Raw genomic sequence first — 23,496 nt, forward strand, 5'->3', positions numbered from 1 at the left:
TACGCAGGGGCACCCGTCACCCGGACGCTCCGTCCTCTCCTTGCTTCGCTGTGGAGAGCGTCCGGGGTGACACCCTGAGGGCGCTTCCGGAAAACACGGCTGCACCTGCAGCACAAGCAAAGAGCCCCCACACGAGGTAATCGTGTGGGGGCTCTTTGCCGTTCACAGCGCAAGCTAAGCCGGGAACCTAGCGCGGAAAGGCGGTGTCGTCCGTAGCGACATCAGGGTGCCCGAGCTCTGCGAGGGCGGGTGCCCCTGTAGGAGCGAGGACGAACACCGCCTCTCAGCGTGAGAAACGGTTAGGCAGCCGCCTCGCAAAAGGTCACCGTCACGGAGCCGTTACCGCGCTCGCGCATCCACTGCGGCGCGTTCTCAGCCGAAACAATCGCACCCTCACTCACGGACGGGGCGATGTACGAGCCGCCCGCGCCACCGGCGCCGCCCTGCATCGTGTAGCCCAGGCCCTGGCGCACACCGGTCGCGGTCGGGCTGTTCAGCCACTTCTGGGTCAGCACAATCGAGGAAACGGACTGTGCCGCGCCGGAACCGCCGCCTCCGTAACCTGCGCCGCCACCGCCGGACACCACGGACTGGTAGCCGTTGAAGTTCTGCGCGTACGCACCCTCATCGTTGTAGATGTCCAGGTCCCAGCTGCGGTCCTCGTAGGTGCCCTTCTCGTGCACGCTGGCGGGGTTCTCATCCAGCTGGTAGGAGTATGCGCCCGCACCATCGCCGCCGTTGCCCGCGAAGCCGCTCGTGCCCGCGTTACCGGCAACAAACTGGCTGAATAGCACCTGGTTGTTGGTGGTTTCAAAGCCGATGATGGGGCCGCTAGCCGGCAGAGTGCCTGCCGCGCCGCCTGCACCGCCTATACCCGCTGCGCCGCCGAAGCCGGAGTTGTAGGTCAGGACCTTGGAACGTTCCGCATTGTAGACTTCGTAGCCGGGGGTGCCGTTGGAGCCCGCCGCTGCGGAGGCGCTACCCGCCGCATCGAACTGCGGGGATGCGTCCGAGCCGAGGGGCGCCACACCGGCGTCGATCTGGCCGTTGAAGTTGGAGTACCAGGGGTCTGCGTAGGACACGGCGGAGGTGGTCATGCCCGCGCCGCCACCGCCGCCTGCTACAGCTACGACGACGCCGTCGATGAGCAGCGCGGAGGAGCCGCCGCCGGATGCAGCGTACACCTGGCTCTTGGAGTTTGCCGGGTCCGCATACTTGGCGTCGACCTGCGCGGTGATGGTGGCGGGGATGGTGTAGGCGGGTACGGAGCCGCCGTTGCCGTATCCTTCACCACCTGCGGTGGGGGTGAGGGAGCCGTCACCGATACCGCCTGCCGCGGCGATAATCTGCACGGTGGAGCCGGGGGTGACGGCGATGATGCCGCTGACCTTCGCGCCGGAGCCGGCGGGGGTCATGCGGTTGTTGGTGCCGCCTGCGCCGCCGACCAGCTCGAAGCGGAGCTTGTGGACGTTGTCGGGCACGGCGAAGCTCTGAACGGTCTTGGTGCCTTCTTCGGTGCCGGAGATGTTGTACGCCGGGCTAGCTGCCAGGATGCAGTCGTTCGTAGCGGCGACGGACGCTGCGTAGGAGGGGATGGTTGCGGAGGCTGCGACGACGGGTGCCGCCCAGGCTGCACCAGCGACGAGCTTGCGGCGGGTCAGGGATGTAGACATGGTATGCCCTTTATTTAGGTGGGGTGATGTGTTTGCGGCGCGGCGATATTTGATTCCAAACAAGCCTCGAATTGCTTGCTGTGGAAAGAAAATCGGCGCCGCTCAAAAGAATACCCTGAACCTCAGCTTTAACGTAAATTTCACCGATTATCGCTCAGTGGATCTATGCGAGCCGCAGGTTCCGTCCGCGCACGCAACGCCAGCAGAGGGTCTGCAGGTTTTCGGGCTCGTTGTTACCGCCTTCGGATAGCGGGACCTTGTGAACGACCTCGAGGATGAGGATTCGTTCACGCATGATAGAGTTGCCGCATCCGGGGTTTTGGCAGGTGTAGTTGTCGCGTTCTTTGATGCGTTGGCGTAGCTGCGCGGTCAGGAGGGTGCGTTCGCCGCCTTCGGGCCATGCCCAGCGTATTTTGCGTTCGAGGGTTTCGGAAAGCGCGTCGAGGGTTGGGGTGTCGAGGGTGACGGTGACAGCGCGGTTTTCTTTGCCTCCGATCGAGGTGTATTCGAAGCGGTAGACGGGGTACGGCACGGTCAGCCCCACGTGGCAGACGTTGAGTTTGTTCCAGAACTCGTCGGCGTAGTTCTTGGTGATAAATTGGGGCGGGCTGATATGTGCAATCATGTCCTCTTCGCGGCGTCGCACGTTGTCGATTGCGGTTTCGAGGCGCGCGATATCGTCGGAGAGGCGCTGTACGTCTTTGAGGGTTTGCAGGTCGGCTTCGATGTGGAAGTATTTGGTGAGGCTGCCGATGGGGTCCCGTTCGGCTTCGAGAACGACCTGTTGGGAGGAGTTATAGACGTGCGGGTGGCGTTCTTCGGGTTTCTTCCGCAGTAGCGTCTGCCAGGTTTTGGGTTGTTGAACTTCGACGGTGGCGAGGTGGCCATACATGCCGTTGGTGGAGGTGCCGAGTTCGAAGATTCCGTGGGTGTAGATGTCGTGCACGTAGCTGGCGACTTCGTTGTATTCGCTGGCGAGTGTGGCGGTGCGTTGCCGGTGCGTCTGGAATTCGGGGGATGCGAAGTACCGGTTTTTGCGGATGGTCAGGATGATGCCCACGATGAGCACGATGATGGCGGCGCCGAGGATGACGTACCAGAGGGAGAAGGCGAGGCATACGGCGAAGAAGATGCCGAGCCCTTTGAGGAATTTCATGGGTGTTCCTTTGTGATACGGCGGTGTATCTGTGAGTGATAGATTTCCTCCATTAGGGTATCGGAGGTATTCGCGGCGTGCAAAGCGTTTGGTCACGTTGGAGGTGTATAGGCTTCCGCACCGCTCCCTTCCTGCGCTCCTGCAGGGGAACCCGCCGCACCCGGACGCTCCGCTCTTCCTTGCTTCGCTGCGGAGAGCGCCCGTGCGGGCACCCTGATGTCGCTTCCGGAAGGTGCGGCGCTGAGCCGCAATTTCAACCCACCTATTTGGCGGAGCCAGCAAAAGATTGAGAGGGCGACAGCCCCTCCCCCTTAAGTTCGTTATGCCGGTATCGCGCGCACAAGCCCTGCGCTTACTGAACCGGGGTCGAGTGTTTTACCTACGGGGCAGAGGGATGGTGTCCTCCGCAGTGACATCAGGGTGCGGAGCGGTGCACGTATTTTCCGGAAGCGCCCTCAGGGTGCCCGAAGCGGAGCGAGGGCGGGTTCTCTGCGACGGCGCGGAGGAAACATACGGAGCGCCGCCTCCAGAACAAACACGAGTCAGCAGAGGAGCACCATTCCCTCCTAAACCAAAACCAAAAAGTTAAACACAAAAGCCCTGATTCCGAAGAATCAGGGCTTCATTTGTGCGCGATACTGGGATCGAACCAGTGACCTCTTCCGTGTCAGGGAAGCGCGCTACCGCTGCGCCAATCGCGCTCACAAAACAGTTGTTTTGTTGCGAGGTGAGGACGGGATTCGAACCCGCGTACACGGCTTTGCAGGCCGCTGCCTAACCACTCGACCACCTCACCGCATACGCTCCACGAGGGAACGCGTTCGAACTCTTGGAGTCCTTACGAGCGGTTGACGAGACTTGAACTCGCGACATCCACCTTGGCAAGGTGGTGCTCTACCAACTGAGCTACAACCGCATATCAGCGTATTCAATTTGAATCATTCCGTTGGAGTTTTTCGCTCCGTCGTGCTGACAGGTAAATACTATACGGGGTTTTTGAGTGTTTGCCAAATCCCTTGTTGGACACCCAGTGTTCCGCGTGTTTCCGGGGCAGAACGGGGTATTTTGTCTCTTTTTTGAGACATGTTGACAAAATTTATTTTCATGGTGCCGGTCACATTTTCGGGGTTTTGGGGTGGATATGGCTCTGGTTGGGGTGAGGTCCGGGAGGGCGTTGCCCACAAAAAAAATTTCGATAGGGCACGGAAAAGAGGGGCGGGGAGCCACAATTGGTTCCCCGCCCCTCCCCTATGAAATCCGCGCCTGTGATTTTTAGAGTTCTTCGAAGAAGAGTCGCTCGTAGACTTTGCGGGCGTTGCGGGTTTGGCGCAGGTAGTCCTCTTCGAGGGCGCGCGCGCTGCCGGCGGGGTATCCGCACCAGCGGGCGATTGCTTCCAGGTCGGCACGACCCGAGGGCAGGGTGTCGGATTGGCGCACACCGCGTAGCACGTTGCCGCCGCGGATCTTGGTGGCGAGCAGCCAGGCGCCGCTGAGGATTTCCGCGTCGGCAGCATCAACCAGTCCCGCTTCGACCGCCGCATCCAGCGCCTTCAACGTGGAGGTGGTGCGTAGCCCCGGCACGGCGTGTGCGTGGCGCAGCTGCACGAGCTGGACGAGCCATTCCACGTCGGAGAGGCCACCGCGGCCGAGCTTGAGCTGGCGGGTGCGGTCGGCACCGTGCGGCATACGTTCGTTTTCCACTCGCGCCTTCATGCGGCGAATCTGCTGCACCTGCTCGGGCGTGAAGGTTACCGGGTAGCGGTACGGGTTGATGAGCTCCACAAAAGCCTCGCCAAGCTCCTCGTCGCCGGCGATGGGGCGGGCGCGGGTGAGTGCCTGGAACTCCCAGGTTTCAGCCCACCGCTCGTAGTAGGAGCGGTAGGAGTCCAGGGAGCGCACGATGGCGCCCTGCTTGCCTTCGGGGCGCAGGTCGGCGTCTACTTCGAGGGGGCGCTCGGCGCGAATCGGGGGCTTGACGGGCTGCTTGAGCAGGGCGAGGGTGCGGTTGACGATGCGCGCCGCCTGTTCCTGCGCGGCGTCTTCGTCTGCGCCGTCGAGGGGTTCGTGCACGAACATGACGTCCGCGTCGGAGCCGAAGCCGTTCTCAGCGCCGCCGAGGCGGCCCATGCCGATGACGGCGATGCGGGTGAGCAGCTTCTCCCCCGTTGCTTCCTCAGCTTCCGTACCCTCAGCGCCTTCTGCCGGTCCCTGGAGCTCACGCAGGGCAATCTGCAGCGCCGCACCGATCGTGCACTCGTCAATGGCGGCAAGACCGGCGCAGGTGTCTTCAATGTCGACGATACCCAGAGTCCAGCCCATGGCGGTGCGCAGGGTTTCGCGGCGGCGCAGGTAGCGCACGGCGCGCATCGCCTCGGCGGCGTCCTCGTGGCGTGCCAGCAGGGAGGAAACCTCGGAAGCAAGCGCCTCCTCCCCCAGCGGTTTGAGGTCGGCAACCTTGTCCAGCCAGGCGATGGAGGCGGAAGCGTCCTCGAGCAGGTCGGTCATGGGGCGTGAGCTGGAGAGCAGCTGGCTGAGGCGTTCGGCGGCTGCGGGCGAGTCGCGGAGCATGCGCAGGTACCAGCTGGTGCTGCCGAGCGATTCGGAGACGATGCGGAATCCGAGCAGACCGGCGTCCGCGTCCACGCCGCGGGCGAACCAGCCCAGTAGCACGGGCATGAGGTGCCGCTGAATGTCTGCGCTACGGGAAAGTCCCGTGGTGAGTGCCTTGATGTGGCGCATGGCGCCGCGCGGGTCGCGGTAGCCGAGGGCGGCAAGACGGTCCTGTGCCGCCTGTTCGCTGAGCACCACTTCGTCGCGGCTGAGCGTGGAGACAGCGGCGAGTAGCGGGCGGAAGAAAATCCGCTCATGCAGTGAACGGACGTTCCGTTTAATTTTCTGCCATGCCTTGAGCATCTGCTCGGCGGAGAGCGTGCCGTTGCGTTCCGGGGACAGGATCGAGCGGGCGAGGGCGCGCTGTTCGGCATCCTTCTCGGGCATCAGGTGGGTGCGGCGCAGCTGCTGCAGTTGGATGCGGTGCTCCAGTACGCGCAGCTTCTTGTAGTCGCGGCTGAACGCTTCGGCGTCGGTGCGGCTAATGTAGCTGACGGCGGTCAGCGCCGCGAGAGAATCCACGGTGGACTTGGTGCGCACGGCGGGGTCAGTTCGACCGTGCACGAGCTGCAGCAGCTGCACGGTGAACTCAATATCGCGCAGGCCGCCCGGACCCAGCTTAATCTGGCGGTCTACCTGGTGTGAGGGAATGTTGTCGGTCACGCGGGCGCGCATCGCCTGCACGGATTCCACGAAGGATTCACGGCCGGCGGACTCCCACACGAAGGGGTCAATTGCGCGGGCGTAGCGGGCACCCAGCTGCGCCGAACCGGCGATGGGACGCGCCTTGAGAAGTGCCTGGAACTCCCAGTTTTCTGCCCAGCGCTTGTAGTACTGAACGTAGGATTCGACGGTGCGAACGAGCGGGCCGTCCTTACCTTCGGGGCGTAGGTTCGCGTCGACCTCCCAGAGGGCGGGTTCGGGTGCGGGGCCCATGATGGCGCGGGTGAGGGCGTGCACGAGCTCCGTGCCGATGGTGGAACATTCGTTCTCGGTGAGCTTGAGCGGGGCGCTCTCCCCTTCTGCCCCGGCGCTGGGTGCGGTGCCAGCGGCGGCGGGTTCCACGGGCGCAACCACGTACACCACGTCAACATCAGAGATGTAGTTCAGCTCGCGGGCACCGCACTTACCCATGCCGATAATCGCCAAGTCCAGGGCGTCTACGGCTTCACCTCGGCGAGGAGCCGCCAGTCCGGGGCCCAGCCCCTCCGCCACTTCGGTGCGGGCAATGGCAAGCGCACCCTCCAGCGCGGCGGCAGCCAGATCGGCGAGGTGACGACCGATGGTGGGCATCATTTCGACCGGGTCTTCGCAGCATACGTCGAGCAGGGCGATGCGCGCCAGGGCGGCACGGTAGGCGACGCGCAGGGTCACGTAGCCGTCTTTGCCGGTCTGTTCGGCGGCAGCGCGCGGACGCTCCGCGTGGGGGTCGGCGCCGAGGGCGGTGAGGATGTCACGGCGGTAGGGGGTGTCCAGCGGTGCGATGGGGGTCAGGAATTCCCCGTCGGTTTCCGGCAGAATCGATGCGGGGTGCTGGGAGCGAATCAGCGCGCTCTCCGCCGGGTACACCTGCGTGTCGAAGAGCGGGTCAATGTGTTCGGGGCGGCGATAGAGAAAATCGCCAATCGCCTGGGATGCGCCGAGCAGGCGGTACATGCCGAATTCTTCTTCGCCGCGGTTGGCGCGTTCGGCGACCGCCGGGTGCTTCTCGATGAGACGCACGAGGGCGGGCAGGGCAATATCCGGTGAGGGTGCGAGGCGCAGCCCGGCAAAGAGCGCATCCTGCGAGACGTGCTTCAGTTCGGGTGCGTTGAGCCAGCGTTCTGCCTTGGACGGGTCGTGGAAGCCGGTGGCAATCATGCGGGTGTGCAGGCGCAGCTGTGCTTTGCGTTCGGCTTCGGCGCGCTGTTCGTCGTCGAGCGCATCGGGGGCGATGTCGGTCAGCGGCTTGGGTTCTTTGGCGGGGTCAACAATGCGGATGAGCCCGGTGACCGGGTAGTGAGAGCTGTCAGTCATAGCGTGAGAACTGTGGGTAGAGAGTATAAATTTCGGCGGGATAAAAAGCGATGCTGATACACCTGTGGGCGGTACCCGCCGGCGTGTTACCGGTAGCGGGTACCGCCCTGAGGCTGTCAGCGCTCACTCATCCTGTGAGGAGGTGAGAGGATCCAGCCGTTAGAGGATTCCGAGGTTGTGCTTGAGCTCGTAGGGGGTCACCTGAGCCTGGTACTGGTCCCAGTCGGCGCGCTTATTGCGCAGGAACTGCTCGAAGACCTGCTCGCCCAGAACCTCCGCCATGAACTCGGATTCTTCGGTGATATTGATGGCTTCACGCAGGGACGCGGGCAGCGGGTTGTAGCCCATGGCGCGGCGTTCGGCGTTGGTCATGGCGGCGAGGTCTTCGGTCACGGCGGGCATGAGCGGGTACTCGTTTTCGATACCCTTCAGACCGGCGGCGAGAATCACCGCGTAGGCGAGGTACGGGTTCGATGCCGAGTCCAGGCCACGGTACTCGATGCGGGCGGACTGCATCTTGTTCGGCTTGTACAGGGGCACACGCACGAGGGCGGAGCGGTTGTTGTGGCCCCAGGAGACGTAGGAGGGTGCCTCGCCGCCGCCCCAGAGGCGCTTGTAGGAGTTGATGAACTGGTTGGTGACCGCGGTGAATTCGGGGGCGTGCTTGAGCACACCGGCAATGAAGTGGCGTGCGGTCTTGGACAGCTGGTATTCGGCACCGGCTTCGAAGAATGCGTTGGTGTCGCCTTCGAAGAGGGAGAAGTGGGTGTGCATGCCGCTGCCGGCGTACTTGGTGAAGGGCTTGGGCATGAAGGTTGCGTACATGCCCAGCGAGTAGGCGACTTCCTTGATGACGGTGCGGAAGGTCATGACGTTGTCGGCGGTCTGCAGGGCGTCGGCGTGGCGCAGGTCGATTTCATTCTGGCCGGGGCCGGTTTCGTGGTGGCTGAATTCGACGGAGATGCCAACTTCTTCGAGCATGGTCACTGCCTTGCGGCGGAAGTCCTGCACGATGCCGCCGGGGGTGTGGTCGAAGTAGGATTCGTAGTCCACGGGCACGGGGAATCCATCAGCGCCGAGCTTGGAGGATTCGAGCAGGTAGAACTCAATTTCGGGCGAGGTGTAGCAGGTGAAGCCCATCTCCGCTGCCTTGTTGAGCACGCGCTTGAGCACGCCGCGGGTGTCGGAGGCGCTAATCTCACCGTCGGGGGTGAGCACGTCACAGAACATGCGGGAGGTGTAGTCTTCCTCGCCGCGCCAGGGCAGGATCTGGAAGGTGGAGGGGTCCGGCTGCAGCAGCATGTCAGATTCGTAGATGCGGGAGAAACCCTCAATCGAGGAGCCGTCAAAGCCCAGGCCCTCATCGAAGGCGCTTTCTACTTCAGCCGGTGCGAGCGCAACGGATTTGAGGGTGCCGACCACGTCGGTGAACCAGAGGCGGATGAAGCGGATGTCGCGCTCTTCGATGGTGCGCAGTACAAATTCCTGTTGGCGGTCCATGAGTTGCCCTCTCGGTGCGGGCGCGCATCCGCGTGGTACCCGTCTGCGGGTGGCGGAGGCGCGCTAAATTTGCTGCCGAGGTGAAGAAGACCCTGTTGCGGAAGGCCCTGCATGTCCCTTGGGGTTCCAAGGGGGTTGCGGCGGGTTGTGTACCAGCGGTGCTGGCGCCTCCTTGCCCCGGCGTGTGTCCTGTTGTTATCTAGCCTATCGGGTTCTGCTGTGCGTCGCGCGGGTGGAAGGTTTCGTTTGTGTAAATTCTCGCTCGTGTCTCGCTCGTGCGCCTCGGTAGATCAGATTCTGGGCGATGCGAGGAGGGGCGCTCCCCCACTTTTTCTGCGGTGTGGGTTTTACTCAGATGCCAAGCAGGTTCAGATACCTAGCATATGACGGTTCTCGGGGCGGGGAGCGGGGTCGCCTTGCGATAATGGGAGTATGCTACATTCCATTCTTCCCTCGACTGTGCAGTTTCCGTCGGAGCAGTTTCCATTGGCGCAGCTTCCGTTGGCGACCAGCATCGTGGCGGCTGACCCCACCGGTTTAGAGTGGCTGCTACTCATTGCGGCACCGGTTGTTTTCTGCGTTGTTTACCTGGCGTGCATTATGGCGATTGCGGCATTTGGCCCGCTGGTCATGAGGAACAACAAGTCTGGCGGCACAACCTATCTGCTGGACCGCCCCTCCCGTGTGGCGTTTAGGACTCGCACCGTGGCGCTCTTTGCGGTGGTGGGTGCGTTTGTAGAGCTTCTTTGGCTCGGTTATACGGGTCGTTTGGGGTCGAGCGCGGCTATTCCGGTCATTATTTTTAGCTGGTCGTGGAAGTACACTTTCTTCTTCTTGCCGCTTCAGGTAATTCGTTCCTGGTATGTTCACGCAAGCCGCGGCAAGTATGATGCGCTGTCGGCTGAGGGTGCTCAGCGCCGTGAGAAGCTGAACCGTAAGAGCGCCTACGAGGTGTCGAAGATGATGCAGCGTAACCCGCAGCAGTTCGCGATGAGCAAGGAGCTGCATACGCTGGCGCGCGGTCAGAAGATTGCGGGTGTACGTCCGTTCCAGAATCTTGACGAGGCGGGCAAGAAGCGCCGCACGAACTATACGGTGGAGCTGGCTGTGGCGCTCATGCAGGCGCGTGCCATGAACCCCGGCAAGCTTCCTTCGGAGGCGTTCGGTGAGAGCATCCTGGGTATGGGCGTTGGCATTGCTTCTAATCGGGCGGTGGAGCAGACCTGGCTGACTCTGTGCACGGAGCGTGTCAACGCGCCGGATGCGCCGAATTACCCGGATTCGCTGTACCCGGTGGCGGCTCGTTTTTCGCTGTTTACCACGATGTCGCTGTTGCAGCCGGTGATGGGCCGCCCCTATTCGCCGTTTACTGCACCGGATGCGCGCCGTTTCGTGCCGCGTGATTTCTCAGCGGATACTGTGCTGTTGAAGACTGAGGAGCTGGGCAAGAAGGCTCTGACGCAGAGCGCTATTTTCCGTCAGATTCATGAGCGTCTTCTGCCGTTGCATCGGCAGCAGCCTCAGCTGGTGGATGGCCGCGCCCTGGCGTATTGCGGTGCCCTGCTGGTAAGCGTGGCGAAGGCGGAGGCGGAGAGCCAGCGGTTGACGAGCCAGATTCTGGCGACGGCTGCTTCGGAGCGTGGCGTCCTGTCCTTTGGAGTGTTCTCGCAGATCTCTGAGGATTATCAGTGTGTTCAGCGTCTGCTGAATCTGATGGTGAAGGCGACCGCCGACGTTGAGCGTTTCATCAACGCGGTGGAGGCGCTGGTGCAGATGCATTCTGGTCCGGTTCAGCCTTCCGGCATTGCCTACGAGAAGGTGCAGATGGAGTACATCGCTGCTCTTCTGGACGTTATTGTCTTCTCTTCGCACGCCCCGCTCGCCGGTTCTATTCAGGCGTCTTACGCCCTGCTGAAGGCAGACTATGAGGCGTTTACTTTCAACACCACCGATGAGCTGAGCCGTAGCTACTGGTTGCAGTACGCGAAGAACGCGGTGAACGCCTGCGATACGGGCCTGTCCCAGGGCTATGAGGGGTTCTTCGATAACGATGCGGCACTCCCGGCGTGGGAGTCCTACGCGGAGGACGTCGTGAAGGAAGTCTGCACCTATTCAATCATGCAGCTGTACTGGGATGCTCTGGTGCAGCAGGCGCTCATTCAGCGCGATTTGCCGCGTGAGTTTAGTGATGCTTCTTCCGCTGTTCCGGAGCTGATGAATAAGAACGCCGCTGCGTCGTTCCCGACCTACTACATTAACCTCATCTGGAACTAGGCATAGTTGTTCCCTCGTGGTGAGCGGTACGCCAGCTTGGAGCCGTGCAGGGTTAGAATAGTCAGCATGACTACTGAGCGTTCTTCCGAGATCTCTTCGCCCTACGCGGCACAGCCTGCCGCTACCTCCGCGGCTGCTCCCGCGACTGCTTCTGCATCGAAGCCTTTTGACCTGGACACCGTCAAGAAGGTGCGTACCGTTCACCTGGCGCAGGCTAAGGCGACCGGGCAGAAGTTCTCCATGCTGACCTGCTATGACGCCCTGACCGCGCAGATTTTTGATCGCGCGGGCATCGACATGCTACTGGTTGGCGATTCCGCGGCGAATGTGGTGCTCGGTTACGAATCGACCCTGACCATTACCCTGGATGAGATGATTCCGCTGGTTGCGGCGGTTTCTCGCGGTGCTTCCCGCGCCATGGTGGTTGCCGATCTGCCGTTTGGCTCTTACGAGCAGTCCCCGCAGCAAGCGGTTGCGAGCGCTGTTCGCCTGATGAAGGAGGGCGGCGCGCACGCGGTCAAGATTGAGGCGGACGCTTCGATGACCGAGTGGGTTCGCGCCCTGGTGCGTACCGGTATTCCGGTGGTGGCTCATGTTGGTTTCACCCCGCAGTCGGAGCATGCCCTGGGCGGTTTCCGTGTGCAGGGCCGCGGCGATGCCTCTGAGCGTGTTCGTGAGGATGCGGTGGCGCTAGCTGAGGCTGGCGCGTTCTGCGTGCTCATGGAGATGGTAACCACCCAGACCGCACAGCTGGTGGATGAGGCTGTGGGCGCCGTGCCGACTATCGGTATTGGTGCCTCGAATGCGACGACCGGTCAGGTGCTGGTGTGGCAGGACATGATGGGTGTTCGCACCGGTCGCGTGCCGCGTTTTGTGAAGCAGTTTGCGCAGGTTGGCCAGGTCATGGAGGACGCTGCGCGTGCTTATCGTGAGCAGGTTCGTTCGGGTGAGTTCCCGGCGGCTGAGCACACTTTTGAGTAGGCTTTAGGCTGAGAAGAAAAGCGTGAGAAGAAAAGCTTGATGAAGAAAGACCCCCGTATCCGGTGCTCCGGGTGCGGGGATCTTTCGTCTCAGACTGTATGTCTATTGGGCGGCGTGCGCCTTGAGCAAGGCTGAGGGCGTTGGGCAAGGCTGAGGGTGCTCGTTCTTTAGAGCCAGCCGCCGTCCTTTTCCCAGGCGTCGTTGCGTTCGCGGGCGCGGTCCATGGCGTGTGCCGCCTCCTCGTAGGTTTTGAAGGGGCCCCACAGGGAGGTGACGGCGCTCTGCTGGCCGCGTTCAACCTCGCCGGTTTTGAGGTTGTACCAGTACTCTTCGGGGTGCGGGCTGGTGGATTCAGTCGCGGAGTTCAGGGTCTTTTCGACCGCCGATTCGATGGCTTCGCTCAGGCGGTGCTTGTGGTGGCTCATGGTTCTCCTTCGACGGTGAGGGGTTGGTGTTTCTAGCTTCTCACGCGCGTAGGTTCGTGGCAATGAGGCGGGCGGAGCTTCTCACGGCGTTTCCCCTCCACGGTCTTCCGCCCCGGTCTTCCGCCTCTGCCTTCCACTCCGGCTTTTCACCCGCGTAGTTTTGCCGCTAGCGTGCATGAAATTTTATTCACAATCTGGGAAAAAGGTACGGCTTGTGTATCCGCCGCTTTTTAGCGCCTGAGCAAGGGACACAACCCGCCCACGCCCGGTAAGATGAAACTATGTCTTCAACCAAAACGAATACTTCGCACAATCTTCCCGCAGAGCCCGGTCGAGCACCCGTGGGTTGTCTGACCCCCGGACGCATCACCCCCATGCGCCCGGTCCCCTCGCACATTGTTCGCCCCGAGTACGTGGGTAAGCCCACCGCCAACGAGGGTAACGACTCGAACATGTACACCCCCGAGGAAGTTGAGCGGGTTCGCGCAGCCGGCAAGATTGCGGCAGGCGCCATCGTTGAAGCATCCAAGATTTGCGTGCCCGGCACCACCACCGACGAGATTGACGTGCTGGTCCACGAGTACATTTGCGACCACGGCGCGTACCCCTCCACCGTGGATTACCGCGGCTACCCCAAGTCCGTGTGCACCTCCCTGAACGAGGTCATCTGCCACGGCATCCCGGACTCCACCGTGCTGGAGGACGGCGACATCCTCAACCTGGACGTCACCGCATACCTGGACGGCATGCACGGCGACACCAACAAGACCCTGCTCGTCGGCAACGTGGACGAAGAGTCCCGCCTGCTGGTTGAACGCACCGAAGAGTCCCTGAACCGTGCGATTAAGGCTGTGAAGCCGGGCCGCCAGATCAACGTGATTGGTCGCGTCATTGAGAAGTATGCGGCACGTTTCGGTTACGGTGTGGTTCGCGACTACACCGGTCACGGTGTGGGCCGCGAGTTCCACTCGGGCCTCATCATCCCCCACTACGATGCGGCACCCGCCTACGACACTGAGATCCGTGAGGGCATGATTTTCACGATCGAGCCCATGCTGACCCTCGGCACCATCGAATGGGACCTGTGGGATGACGACTGGACTGTGGTCACCCGCGACCGCAAGCGCACCGCGCAGTTCGAGCACACCCTCGTGGTGACCGCTGACGGCGCGGACATCCTGACCCTGCCCTAAGCGCAGCCCTCTGGGTTTCCTACTTGTGCAGGTATTGTGCAGGTACGAGCCCAGCACCTCACTTTTATATCAATTCACCCACTGACAAGCCCGCCCACTCCCCTAGGTTACACGGCAGTAGGCGGGGCGAAAGAGAGAGAAAACCATGAGCGAATACGCAGAACCCGGCGTCATCAACGAGCTGCCCGCCCCCACCCCCAAGGACCTGCAGATTGGTGTGGACATTGGAGGTACCGGCATTAAGGGCGGTATCGTCGACCTGCGCACCGGTAACCTCGTGTCCGACCGTTTCCGCATTGACACCCCCAAGCCTGCAACCCCCGAGGCTGTGGCTGAGGTTGTACGCCGCGTAGTGGATGAGCTGCAGGGCCGCGACCTGGCACCGGACCCCGAGTCCGCTGTCGGCATCGACTTCCCCGCAGTGGTGAAGAACGGCATGGTCTTCTCCGCAGCGAACGTGGACGACTCCTGGATCAACACCGACCTGGAACAGGTCATGAGCGAGGCTCTGGGCGGCCGCACCGTCTACGGCCTCAACGACGCTGACGCAGCCGGTCTGGCTGAGGCAACCTACGGCCAGGGCCGTAACCGTGACGGCCTGATCGCTGTCATCACCCTGGGCACCGGCATTGGCTCCGCCCTCATCAACGACGGCGTGCTGATCCCGAACACCGAGCTGGGCCACCTGGAGATCGACGGCCACAACGCCGAGTCTCAGGCTTCTGCCCGTGCCCGCGAGGTGCACGAGCTGTCCTGGAAGAAGTACGGCAAGCGCCTGTACCGCTACTTCGAGCACGTTCAGATGCTCTTCTCCCCCGACCTGTTCATCATCGGCGGCGGCATCTCCAAGAACCCGGAGAAGTTCATGCCCTACTTTGAGGACCAGATTCGTACCCCCATGGTCATGGCTGCCCTGCGTAACAACGCGGGTATTGTGGGTGCGGCACTGTGGGCTGGCGGCATGCTGCAGGAACGCAAGCGCCGCGGCGAAGCGTAAGGGTTTGCTTCCTGCTATCCGCCTCGGATAGCGCTTCACATACGTACGAAGGGACCGCCTTCCGAATCATTCGGAAGGCGGTCCCTTCTGTATGCCGCCGCTCATGTAGCGGCGGCCGAGCTCATTAGCTACTGGGTTAGCTAGTGGCTGTGCTAGTCAGTTACTGTGCTAGCTAGTTACTGGGCGATGCGGTCCTCACGCAGACGCGCAATCGCCTCCTCAAAGTCTTCAAGGTTCTCAAATGCCTGGTACACGCTCGCAAAACGCAGGTAGGCGACCGCGTCCAGCTTCGACAGCGGCTCCAGGATGGTCAGACCCACCTCGTGCGCGTTAATCTCTGCCAAACCGCGGGCACGAATCAGCTCCTCAACCTCCTGGGCGAGCTTCGCCAAATCGTCCTCACCCACGGGGCGGCCCTGGCATGCCTTACGCACGCCCGCGGCAATCTTCGAACGGTCGAAGGGCTCGGTCACGCCGGAACGCTTAATCACCGAAATGGTGGTGGTTTCAACGGTCGTGAAGCGGCGAGCGCAGGAGGTGCACTGGCGGCGGCGGCGAATTGCGGCGCCGTCATCGGTGGTGCGGGAATCCACCACGCGCGAGTCGGTGTGCTTGCAATAGGGGCAGTACATTGTTTCTCCTTGGCTGGGCACTAGCGCCCGCGTATACAGCGCTCAAGAATATTTATACCTATTCTACCGTGATATACAGCGGATACACCGTATGGTGTGAGTGAATATACGCTCAGGGTGGACTCTGCTATGCAGAATCCACCCTGTCATTCCCACCTTGCGGGGTTATATATGTTTAGCGTCGAATGCAGCTCGGACCGAAAATCGTCTTGATTTCACCGAAGAGGCTCGGGTTCGGTTCCACGCGCACACTCGGGTCCAGCAGCACCAGCTGCTCCTTATCGCGGGTGCGGATGAGCATGCGCACATCCGCGGTTCCCTTGTGGTCGCGCAGGGTCTCCTTCAGCTCCTTCAGGTTCGCCTCGGTCACCAGGTACTCGGGTACCACGATGGTGATGGGTGCGGCGCGGCCGTCATCGCTGATTTCCAGGATCTGCATTTCCTGCGCGCTCATGTTCACGCTGCCGTCGTCACGGCGCTGCACGCGGCCACGAATCGAACAGATGAGGTCGTCCGCCAGGGCGGCGCCCATCGTCTCGTAGGCGCGGGAGAAGAACATGACCGTAATGGTTGCGCCCGAGGGGTCTTCCAGCTCCACGGAGGCGTACTGGTTACCGCTGGACTTGGCGATACGGCGCGAAACGCCGGTGAGCATGCCCGCAATGGTGACGGTTTCGCCGTCGCGCACATGCGAATCTTCACCGATGATGTCGTGCACCGAATGGCTTGCAGCATCCGAGAGCGCACGCTCCAGGCCACGCAGCGGGTGGTCCGAAACGTACAGGCCCAGCATGTCACGCTCAAAGTTCAGCTTCTCACGGCGGTCCCACTCGGGCACGTCGGGGATGGTCACGGTCAGCTCATCACCCAGGGCGTCATCCATTCCGAGGGAGCCGAAGAGGTCGAACTGACCCGCCGCTTCCTTACGTTTGACCGCCACGGCCGCGTCCACTGCCGCCTCGTGAATGAGGGACAGCGAACGGCGGGTGTGGCCCAGGTCGTCGAAAGCGCCCGCCTTAATGAGCGACTCGATGGTGCGCTTATTGCACACCTGCAGCGGCACCTTCTTCAGGAAGTCGTTGAAGGACTCGTAGCGGCCCTTCTCCTCGCGGGCGGCAATCATGCCTTCGACCACGTTCGCGCCCACGTTACGGATCGCGCCCATACCGAAGCGGATATCGTCACCGACAGGGGCGAAGGTCAGGGTGGACTCGTTCACATCCGGCGCGAGCACGGTAATGCCCATGGCGCGACATTCATTCAGGTACAGCGCGAGCTTGTCCTTGTTATCGCCCACGCTGGTCAGCAGTGCAGCCATGTACTCCTGCGGGTAATGCGCCTTCAGGTACGCCGTCCAGTACGACACCAGACCGTACGCAGCCGTGTGCGCCTTGTTGAACGCGTAGTCAGAGAACGGCAGCAGAATATCCCAGAGCGCCTTAATAGCGCCCTCAGAGTAGCCGTTAGAAATCATGCCGTCGTGGAAGGTAGCGTACTGCTTATCCAGCTCCGCCTTCTTCTTCTTACCCATCGCACGGCGCAGCAGGTCTGCCTCACCCAGAGTGTAGTTCGCGACCTTCTGGGCAATCGCCATAACCTGCTCCTGATACACAATAAGGCCGTAGGTGGTGTCCAGAATATCCTTCAGCGGCTCTTCCAGCTCGGGATGAATCGGCTCGATCTCCTGCTTACCGTTCTTACGCAGAGCGTAGTTGGTGTGCGAGTTCGCGCCCATCGGGCCGGGACGGTACAGCGCCAACACTGCCGAAATGTGCTCGAACTCCTCGGGCTCCATAAGCTTGAGCAGCGAGCGCATCGGGCCGCCATCGAGCTGGAACACGCCGAGGGTATCGCCGCGCGCCAGCAGACGGTACGATTCCGGGTCGTCCAGCGAGAGGGATTCAAGGTCCAGGTCGATGCCTCGGTTAGCCTTAATGTTCTCCACCGCATCAGAGATGATGGTGAGGTTACGCAGACCCAAGAAGTCCATCTTGATCAGGCCCAGGCCCTCACAGGTGGGGTAATCGAACTGGGTGATGACCTGGCCGTCGGCCTCGCGGCGCATCACGGGGATCACGTCCACGAGGTCCTTGCTGGACATAATCACGCCTGCAGCGTGCACGCCCCACTGACGCTTCAGACCCTCCAGGCCCTTCGCGGTTTCGAACACCTGGCCGTAGATCTTATCGACCGGGTCCTCGATGAGGGCGCGCAAATCTGCCGCCTCGGCGTAACGCTTATCCTCTTCGTTGTACACGTTCGCCAGGGCGATGTTCTTACCCATGACGTCCGGCGGCATCGCCTTGGTGAGGCGCTCGCCGACCGAGTACGGCTGGTCCATCACGCGGGAGGCATCCTTGAGCGCCTGCTTCGCCTTAATGGTGCCGAAGGTGACGATCTGCGCGACCTTCTCTTCACCGTACTTTTCGGTCACGTAGTCGATGACTTCGCCGCGGCGACGATCGTCAAAGTCCACATCGAAGTCGGGCATGGAGACGCGGTCGGGGTTGAGGAATCGCTCGAAGATCAGGTCGTGGTCGAGCGGGTTCAGGTCGGTAATACGCATCGCGTACGCGACCATGGAGCCTGCACCGGAGCCACGGCCCGGACCCACGCGGATGCCGTTGCGCTTTGCCCAGTTGATGAAGTCGGCGACCACGAGGAAGTAGCCGGGGAAGCCCATAGAGGTAATAACCCCCACCTCGTACTCTGCCTGCTTGCGCACGGTGTCGGGAACACCCTGCGGGAAGCGGTAGTGCAGGCCCTTCTCGACCTCCTTCACGAACCAAGATTCCTCGTTTTCGCCCTCGGGCACGGGGAAGTTCGGCATGTAGTTCGCCTTGGTATTGAACTCCACGTTGCAGCGTTCAGCGATTTCGAGGGTGTTCTCGCACGCGCCGGGAATGTCGCCGAACAGGGCGTACATTTCTTCAGCCGAGCGCAGGTAGAAGTTATCCGCGTCGAATTTGAAGCGCTTGGGGTCAGTGAGGGTCGAGCCGGACTGCACGCACAGCAGCGCCGCGTGGGCGGTGTGGTCTTCCTGGCGGGTGTAGTGCAGGTCGTTGGTGGCGACGAAGGGCAGGTTCAGCTTCTTGGCGAGGCGGTGCAGATCCTCCTGGACGTTACGTTCAATGTCCAGTTCGTGGTCCATGACCTCGCAGTAGAAGTTATCTTTGCCGAAAATATCGCGGAATTCACTCGCCGCCTGAACCGCCTCGTCGAACTGACCCAGGCGCAGGCGCGTCTGAACCTCACCGGAGGGGCAGCCGGTGGTCGCAATCAGGCCCTTCGAGTAGGTCTGCAGCACCTCACGGTCCATACGCGGCTTGTACAGCTGACCTTCCAGCGACGCAATCGAGGAGGCACGGAACAGGTTGTGCATGCCTTCGGTGGTTTCAGCCCACATGGTCATGTGGGTGTACGCGCCACCGCCGGAGACGTCGTCGCGGGAGCCGTCGCCCCAGCGCACACGCGAACGGTCGGTGCGGTGCGTGCCGGGGGTCAGGTACGCCTCCACACCAATGATGGGCTTGATGTCGTGCGCTTTAGCCTGGCGCCAGAAGTCGAAGGCACCAAAGAGGAAGCCGTGGTCACTAGTCGCCATGGACTTCATGCCGAGTTCTTTAGCGTGGGTGAACAGGTCACCCAGGCGCGCGGCACCGTCGAGCATGGAGTACTCGGTGTGCACGTGCAGGTGCGTAAATTCTTTGGTTGCCACGGGAATCTCCTGGAGGTGTGGGCTGGAGGATAGGCGGTGAATGTGAAGCTGTGTGCGGCAGCCCGCAGGCGGCTCTACCTAGCTGGGCTGTCTAGCCGAACCGAGCTGTCTAGCCGAACCGAGCTGTCTAGCCGAGCTGAACCTTACCCTCGCGCAGAGCGGTCAGCGCGTAGGACAGGTCGAGCGGGTACTCGCTGGTGAAGGTCACGCGCTCGCCGGTGCCGGGGTGATCGAAGCCCAGGCGGTGCGCGTGCAACCACTGGCGGGTCAAACCCAGTTCGGCGCTAAAGCGCGGGTCTGCGCCGTAGGTCAGGTCACCGCAGCAGGGGTGGCGCAGCGCGGAGAAGTGCACACGAATCTGGTGGGTGCGCCCGGTTTCCAGGTGTACCTCCACCAGGGATGCGGGACCGAACGCTTCGAGCACATCGTAGTGGGTGATGGAGTTGCGTCCGTCTTCGACCACGGCGAACTTCCATTCGTTGCCGGGGTGGCGGCCGATGGGTGCGTCGATGGTGCCACGCAGCGGGTCGGGCAGGCCCTGCACGAGGGTGTGGTAGATCTTGTCCACGGTGCGTTCCTTGAAGGCTCGCTTGAGTTCGGTGTAGGCGCGTTCGCTGCGGGCTACGACCATCAGGCCGCTGGTGCCCACGTCCAGGCGATGCACAATGCCCTGGCGCTCTGCCGCGCCGGAGGTAGCAACCGAAATGCCCTCACCCATGAGCGCGGAGATGACGGTGGGACCGTGCCAGCCCGGCGAGGGGTGTGCCGCCACGCCTGCGGGCTTGTCCACCACGACGATGTCGTCGTCCAGGTGCACGATGCGGAAGCCGTCCACCTTTTCGGGGCGGATGTCCGCCAGATCGCGCGGTGCGGGTGCGTCCACGACGACCTCGTCGCCCGCGGAAAGCTTGTAGGACTTGCCGATCTTCACGGCCTTGCCGTTGTTGGTCACGGTCACGTGGCCGTCAAGAATCCACCCGGAGGTGCGGGTACGCGGCGCGTCGAGGGCACCGGCGAGCGCGGCGTCCAGGCGCATACCGGCAAGCGCGCCTTCAACGGTGAATTCGGCGCGGATGCGTGCCGAGTCTTCTGCGGCGTTGGTGGTTTCGCTCATGCGGCTCTCCTTCGGGTGGTGTTTTCTTAGGTTGTCTGTGTGAGAACGTCTGTAGGCGCGTATAACGGTGATGTAGCCGGGCTGGGAGCTATTCAGCGCTCTTTTCGTCGGTGTTCTTGTCCTCAGCCTGCACGCGGGTTCCGTTGAGGTTCAGGCCCTTGAAGTTCAGTAGCACGATGAATGCCATGCACACGCAGATTGCGGAGTCTGCAATATTGAAAATCGCGAAGTTCGGCACGGAAATAAAGTCGACCACGTGGCCGGAACCGAAGCCGGGCTCGCGGAAGAGACGGTCGAAAAGGTTGCCGCAGATACCGCCGAGCAGACCGCCCAGCGCGAGGGTCCAGGACAGTGCGCGGGTGCGGCGCAACAGGTAAAGCACCACAGAGGCGGCGGCGACCATAACAAGCGTGAAGATCCAGGTGACGTTCTCGCCCATGCTGAATGCGGCGCCGGAGTTACGAATCGAGTACCACCACAGCAGCCCGTCAATAACGGTGATGCGCTCCCCCAACTGCATCTGGGTGACGACCAGGTATTTGGTGCCCTGGTCGATAGCGAACACGACGGTGGCAAGCACGAGCGCGAGGATGCCCGCAGAGCGAGCCGAGAGGATGCGCACGCGGCGTCCGTCAGCCTTTGTAGCGGTGTGTGAGACTGAGGATTCAGCAGTCTTGGGGGTGTTGGTCATAGCTCTCCTCTAGTCTGTGCCGGTTGCTACGCGCCCGAACGCAAACCTGGTGCGGTACCGTTCGATAGTGCCCCTCTAGCTTAGCAAATAGGGGTAGCGCATCGAGTATTCGGCGGTGATGTGGCGGGTGCTCTCCCCCGCTTTGCACGCTGGGTTTTTAGGCCGTGCCGGGCGGGCATGAGAATACCGCCCGGTTCTTTCGATCTTCCCCGGTGAATAGCGGTGGAAGAGAAAGAATCCGGGCGGCATACGCTTCAAAGCGTCGTTAGCTTATTTAGGCACGCTGATTTATGCGGAAGCCTCGATGGACTTGAGGTTCTTCAGCTCCTGAACCTGTGCATCCAGGTGCTGCAGCAGCTTGGAGCGGTAACGGCTCTCGAAGCCGCGCAGAGCCTCAACAGCGATCTCCAGCTCTTCCTTCTCGTCGGTGAGGCGAGAGAGAACCTCTTCGCGCTGCTGCTGAGCTTCGCTCACCATAGCGTCTGCCTTCCTCTCTGCCTCTTCAATCAGTTCAGCCTTAGCCTTCTCGCCCTGTGCCACGTAGTCGTCGTGAACCTTCTGTGCCATAGCAAGCAGTGCTGCTGCATCCTGAGGTGCTGCTGCCGGCGCTGCCGAGGACTGTGCGGGTGCCACAGCCGCTGCGGGGGAATCGGGAGCGTTTGCGGAGAGCTGCTCGACCTGACGCTCCAGAGCGTCACGCTCGGAGTACAGTGCGCGCAGTTCGACAACGAGCTCGTCCAGGAAGTCGTCGACCTCGTTGCGGTCGTAACCGGACTCTTCGGTGACGATCTTGAAGCTCTTAGTGATCAGGTCTTCGGGGGTGATTGCCATGGGCTTCTCCTCTGGGTATCCCTACGGGGTTTGGTGGTGATGTTGAGTGCCGCGGATTCACCAGCCAGATAGGGCGTGGCCCCAATATTTTAGGGTCCCGATGATTCAGGGCATGGTTATGCCGCGATGCAGTCGTTGGCACCAATTCTACTATTCTTTGGTTTCTGTGCCCGGTTATACGTCGGTTGAATCGTAAAATATTCGCTCTGCGCAAGGGTGGGATTCACCACGCGCTGCGTTTATCCCTATCCCCGCCGTAATCAAGCTCGATATCTGCTCGCGGGTGCATTTCGCATGATTCGACGCCGGCTGTATTCGTCTCTCTCCCCTCGCGGGAGGTTCTTCTCGGCCCAGAAATTGGGTACAGAAAACCCCGCCAGCACGTCATCCCATGTCAGGATGCCAAGCGCAAGCGGGGCTCTCATGCCTAGTTCTCGTATCTCTCCGATGGAGGGGCTACGTTAGGACAGCTTCGCGGTAATCGTCATCATGATGTTCAGCAGGAAAGACAGCAGAACAATCAGAATCAGAAAACCGGTATCCAACGCAACGTTACCCACACGCACCGGCGGAATCAGACGACGCAACAGGTTCATCGGCCAGTCCGTCACCGCGTACACGCCACTGGCGAAGAGCAACACAATGCCCTTGGGGCGCCACTCCGGAGCGAACATGCGTACCCAGTCAAAGAGCATGCGCAGCAGCATCGCAATGTAGAGAACGTAGACAACGATCGTAATGAGGGCGAAAATATAACCCATCTATCAGTCCTTAGCCCTGGTCGAAGGGGAATTCGCCGTCGGTCTCAAAGCCGGCGGGAACCTCGGAGTTAGCCACACCCAGAACCTCCAGGTTGGAGGGGGTCAGCAGGAACACCTTAGCGGTGACGCGCTCAATGCGGCCCTCCAGTGCGAATGCCAGACCGGATGCGAAGTCCACCAGGCGCTTTGCGTCTGCGTCAGGCATTTCTTCCACGTTCATAATCACGGGGATGTTCTCGCGGAATGCCTCACCAATGATCTTTGCGTCATTGTAGGAGCGGGGGTGGATAGTGGTGATGCGACGCAATTCGTCCTCTTCTTCCTCGTAACCGTAGGTGTATCCGTTGGTTTCTTCGGGCTCGTAGCCCTGGTCGTAGTAGCCGTCGTTGGAGTACGTCTCGGCGTACTGCTCGGTGTATTCGGTATTCGGCACCGGGGTGTCCTCCCAATTGTCTGCGCTGGCGTCGTCCCAAGTCTGCTCGGTTTCTGCCAGGTCAGCTGTGGTTTCAGGTGTATGAGCGGTGGCGTATGCCGCTGCATCTACGGTTGCTCGTCCGTCGGCAGATTCTTCTGCGTCCAGATACTCGGTTTCTGTACCGTCATCGTAGCTATCAGCCTGCAGGTACTCTTCCTGTTCAGTATAGGCGGGTTCGTCCTGCAGGTGGTAGGTTTCGCTCTGCGACTCGGCAACGCTGTACTGTGCCGAACCGGGCAGTGCTGAAAGCCTGTGAGAGCTTTCGGTCTTCTGCGCTGTAGCAGCCTGCCCTGCGGAGGCGTTTGCCTCCCGGCGGGAGTCAGCCTGCACAGCCTGCGGGGATTCTTCCGGCGTCGTCTCAGCGCCCTGGTATCGTTCCAGGCCGAGGAAACCCGCCAGACGGCTTTGTTTCGCCATGATTCTCTCGCTGTTCTTTCACGTTGGTGGTG

15 protein-coding genes, 3 tRNA genes and 1 pseudogene are annotated in these 23,496 nt (G+C 61.7%); 4 read left to right on the forward strand and 15 right to left on the reverse strand.

Features of this window, described 5'->3' with window-relative positions; translation table 11 throughout:
* Positions 1-299: 299 nt before the first annotated feature.
* From HMPREF2894_RS05450 to glnA, 7 genes are all read right to left on the reverse strand, one after another.
* On the reverse strand, positions 300-1,673 hold the full coding sequence (locus HMPREF2894_RS05450; protein ID WP_070678138.1) for a hypothetical protein: 1,374 nt from the start codon (positions 1,671-1,673) through the stop codon (positions 300-302).
* 163 nt (positions 1,674-1,836) lie between these two features.
* A complete protein-coding gene (locus HMPREF2894_RS05455) occupies positions 1,837-2,829 on the reverse strand; it encodes an HNH endonuclease (RefSeq protein WP_070678140.1) in 993 nt (330 codons plus the stop codon).
* Between the two features lie 629 nt (positions 2,830-3,458).
* Positions 3,459-3,530, reverse strand: a tRNA-Val gene (locus HMPREF2894_RS05460).
* A 24-nt stretch (positions 3,531-3,554) separates the two neighbouring features.
* Positions 3,555-3,625, reverse strand: a tRNA-Cys gene (locus HMPREF2894_RS05465).
* Between the two features lie 47 nt (positions 3,626-3,672).
* A tRNA-Gly gene (locus tag HMPREF2894_RS05470) sits at positions 3,673-3,745 on the reverse strand.
* 356 nt (positions 3,746-4,101) lie between these two features.
* Positions 4,102-7,455 carry a bifunctional [glutamine synthetase] adenylyltransferase/[glutamine synthetase]-adenylyl-L-tyrosine phosphorylase gene (locus HMPREF2894_RS05475; protein ID WP_210399403.1) on the reverse strand — a complete coding sequence of 1,118 codons (3,354 nt, stop codon included), beginning with the start codon at positions 7,453-7,455 and terminating at the stop codon, positions 4,102-4,104.
* A gap of 159 nt (positions 7,456-7,614) precedes the next feature.
* The gene (gene glnA, locus HMPREF2894_RS05480; protein WP_012903787.1) at positions 7,615-8,955 is read right to left on the reverse strand and encodes a type I glutamate--ammonia ligase; all 1,341 of its coding nucleotides are present in this window, start codon (positions 8,953-8,955) and stop codon (positions 7,615-7,617) included.
* A 432-nt stretch (positions 8,956-9,387) separates the two neighbouring features.
* On the opposite strand from glnA, the gene HMPREF2894_RS05485 reads away from it, so the two are divergent.
* A complete protein-coding gene (locus tag HMPREF2894_RS05485; protein WP_070678141.1) occupies positions 9,388-11,229 on the forward strand; it encodes a geranylgeranyl pyrophosphate synthase in 1,842 nt (613 codons plus the stop codon).
* Positions 11,230-11,295: 66 nt separating this feature from the next.
* Positions 11,296-12,210, forward strand: coding sequence for a 3-methyl-2-oxobutanoate hydroxymethyltransferase (gene panB, locus HMPREF2894_RS05490; RefSeq protein WP_070678143.1), 915 nt, complete (start codon positions 11,296-11,298; stop codon positions 12,208-12,210).
* Between the two features lie 167 nt (positions 12,211-12,377).
* On the opposite strand, the gene HMPREF2894_RS05495 is transcribed toward panB, so the two are convergent.
* A complete protein-coding gene (locus tag HMPREF2894_RS05495) occupies positions 12,378-12,635 on the reverse strand; it encodes a hypothetical protein (RefSeq protein ID WP_083309910.1) in 258 nt (85 codons plus the stop codon).
* A 281-nt stretch (positions 12,636-12,916) separates the two neighbouring features.
* Between HMPREF2894_RS05495 and map the strand changes: the two genes are divergently transcribed.
* Complete coding sequence (gene map, locus HMPREF2894_RS05500) at positions 12,917-13,828, forward strand: type I methionyl aminopeptidase (RefSeq protein ID WP_005506520.1); 912 nt, start codon at positions 12,917-12,919, stop codon at positions 13,826-13,828.
* A gap of 145 nt (positions 13,829-13,973) precedes the next feature.
* The gene (gene ppgK, locus HMPREF2894_RS05505) at positions 13,974-14,825 is read left to right on the forward strand and encodes a polyphosphate--glucose phosphotransferase (RefSeq protein WP_049340710.1); all 852 of its coding nucleotides are present in this window, start codon (positions 13,974-13,976) and stop codon (positions 14,823-14,825) included.
* Positions 14,826-15,001: 176 nt separating this feature from the next.
* Here the strand turns inward: ppgK and nrdR are convergent, their stop codons facing one another.
* The 7 genes and pseudogenes from nrdR to HMPREF2894_RS09250 form a co-directional block, all read right to left on the reverse strand.
* Positions 15,002-15,457 (reverse strand): transcriptional regulator NrdR, encoded by a 456-nt coding sequence (gene nrdR / locus HMPREF2894_RS05510; protein ID WP_005506525.1) that lies wholly within the window; start codon positions 15,455-15,457, stop codon positions 15,002-15,004.
* Between the two features lie 175 nt (positions 15,458-15,632).
* Positions 15,633-19,175: a DNA polymerase III subunit alpha gene (gene dnaE, locus HMPREF2894_RS05515; RefSeq protein WP_070678145.1), complete on the reverse strand. Its 3,543-nt coding sequence runs from the start codon at positions 19,173-19,175 to the stop codon at positions 15,633-15,635.
* Positions 19,176-19,302: 127 nt separating this feature from the next.
* Entirely contained in the window at positions 19,303-20,289 is a 987-nt protein-coding gene (locus HMPREF2894_RS05520; RefSeq protein WP_070678146.1) for an RluA family pseudouridine synthase, read from the reverse strand.
* A gap of 88 nt (positions 20,290-20,377) precedes the next feature.
* A complete protein-coding gene (gene lspA, locus HMPREF2894_RS05525; protein ID WP_141754530.1) occupies positions 20,378-20,980 on the reverse strand; it encodes a signal peptidase II in 603 nt (200 codons plus the stop codon).
* 288 nt (positions 20,981-21,268) lie between these two features.
* On the reverse strand, positions 21,269-21,811 hold the full coding sequence (locus HMPREF2894_RS05530) for a DivIVA domain-containing protein (RefSeq protein ID WP_049352995.1): 543 nt from the start codon (positions 21,809-21,811) through the stop codon (positions 21,269-21,271).
* Positions 21,812-22,272: 461 nt separating this feature from the next.
* Positions 22,273-22,572 (reverse strand): YggT family protein, encoded by a 300-nt coding sequence (locus HMPREF2894_RS05535; RefSeq protein ID WP_070678148.1) that lies wholly within the window; start codon positions 22,570-22,572, stop codon positions 22,273-22,275.
* Between the two features lie 10 nt (positions 22,573-22,582).
* Positions 22,583-22,891: pseudogene (locus HMPREF2894_RS09250) on the reverse strand (cell division protein SepF); the annotation flags it as partial.
* Between the last annotated feature and the right edge of the window lie 605 nt (positions 22,892-23,496).

This window comes from Rothia sp. HMSC066G02, from assembly GCF_001813145.1.
GTDB lineage: Bacteria > Actinomycetota > Actinomycetes > Actinomycetales > Micrococcaceae > Rothia.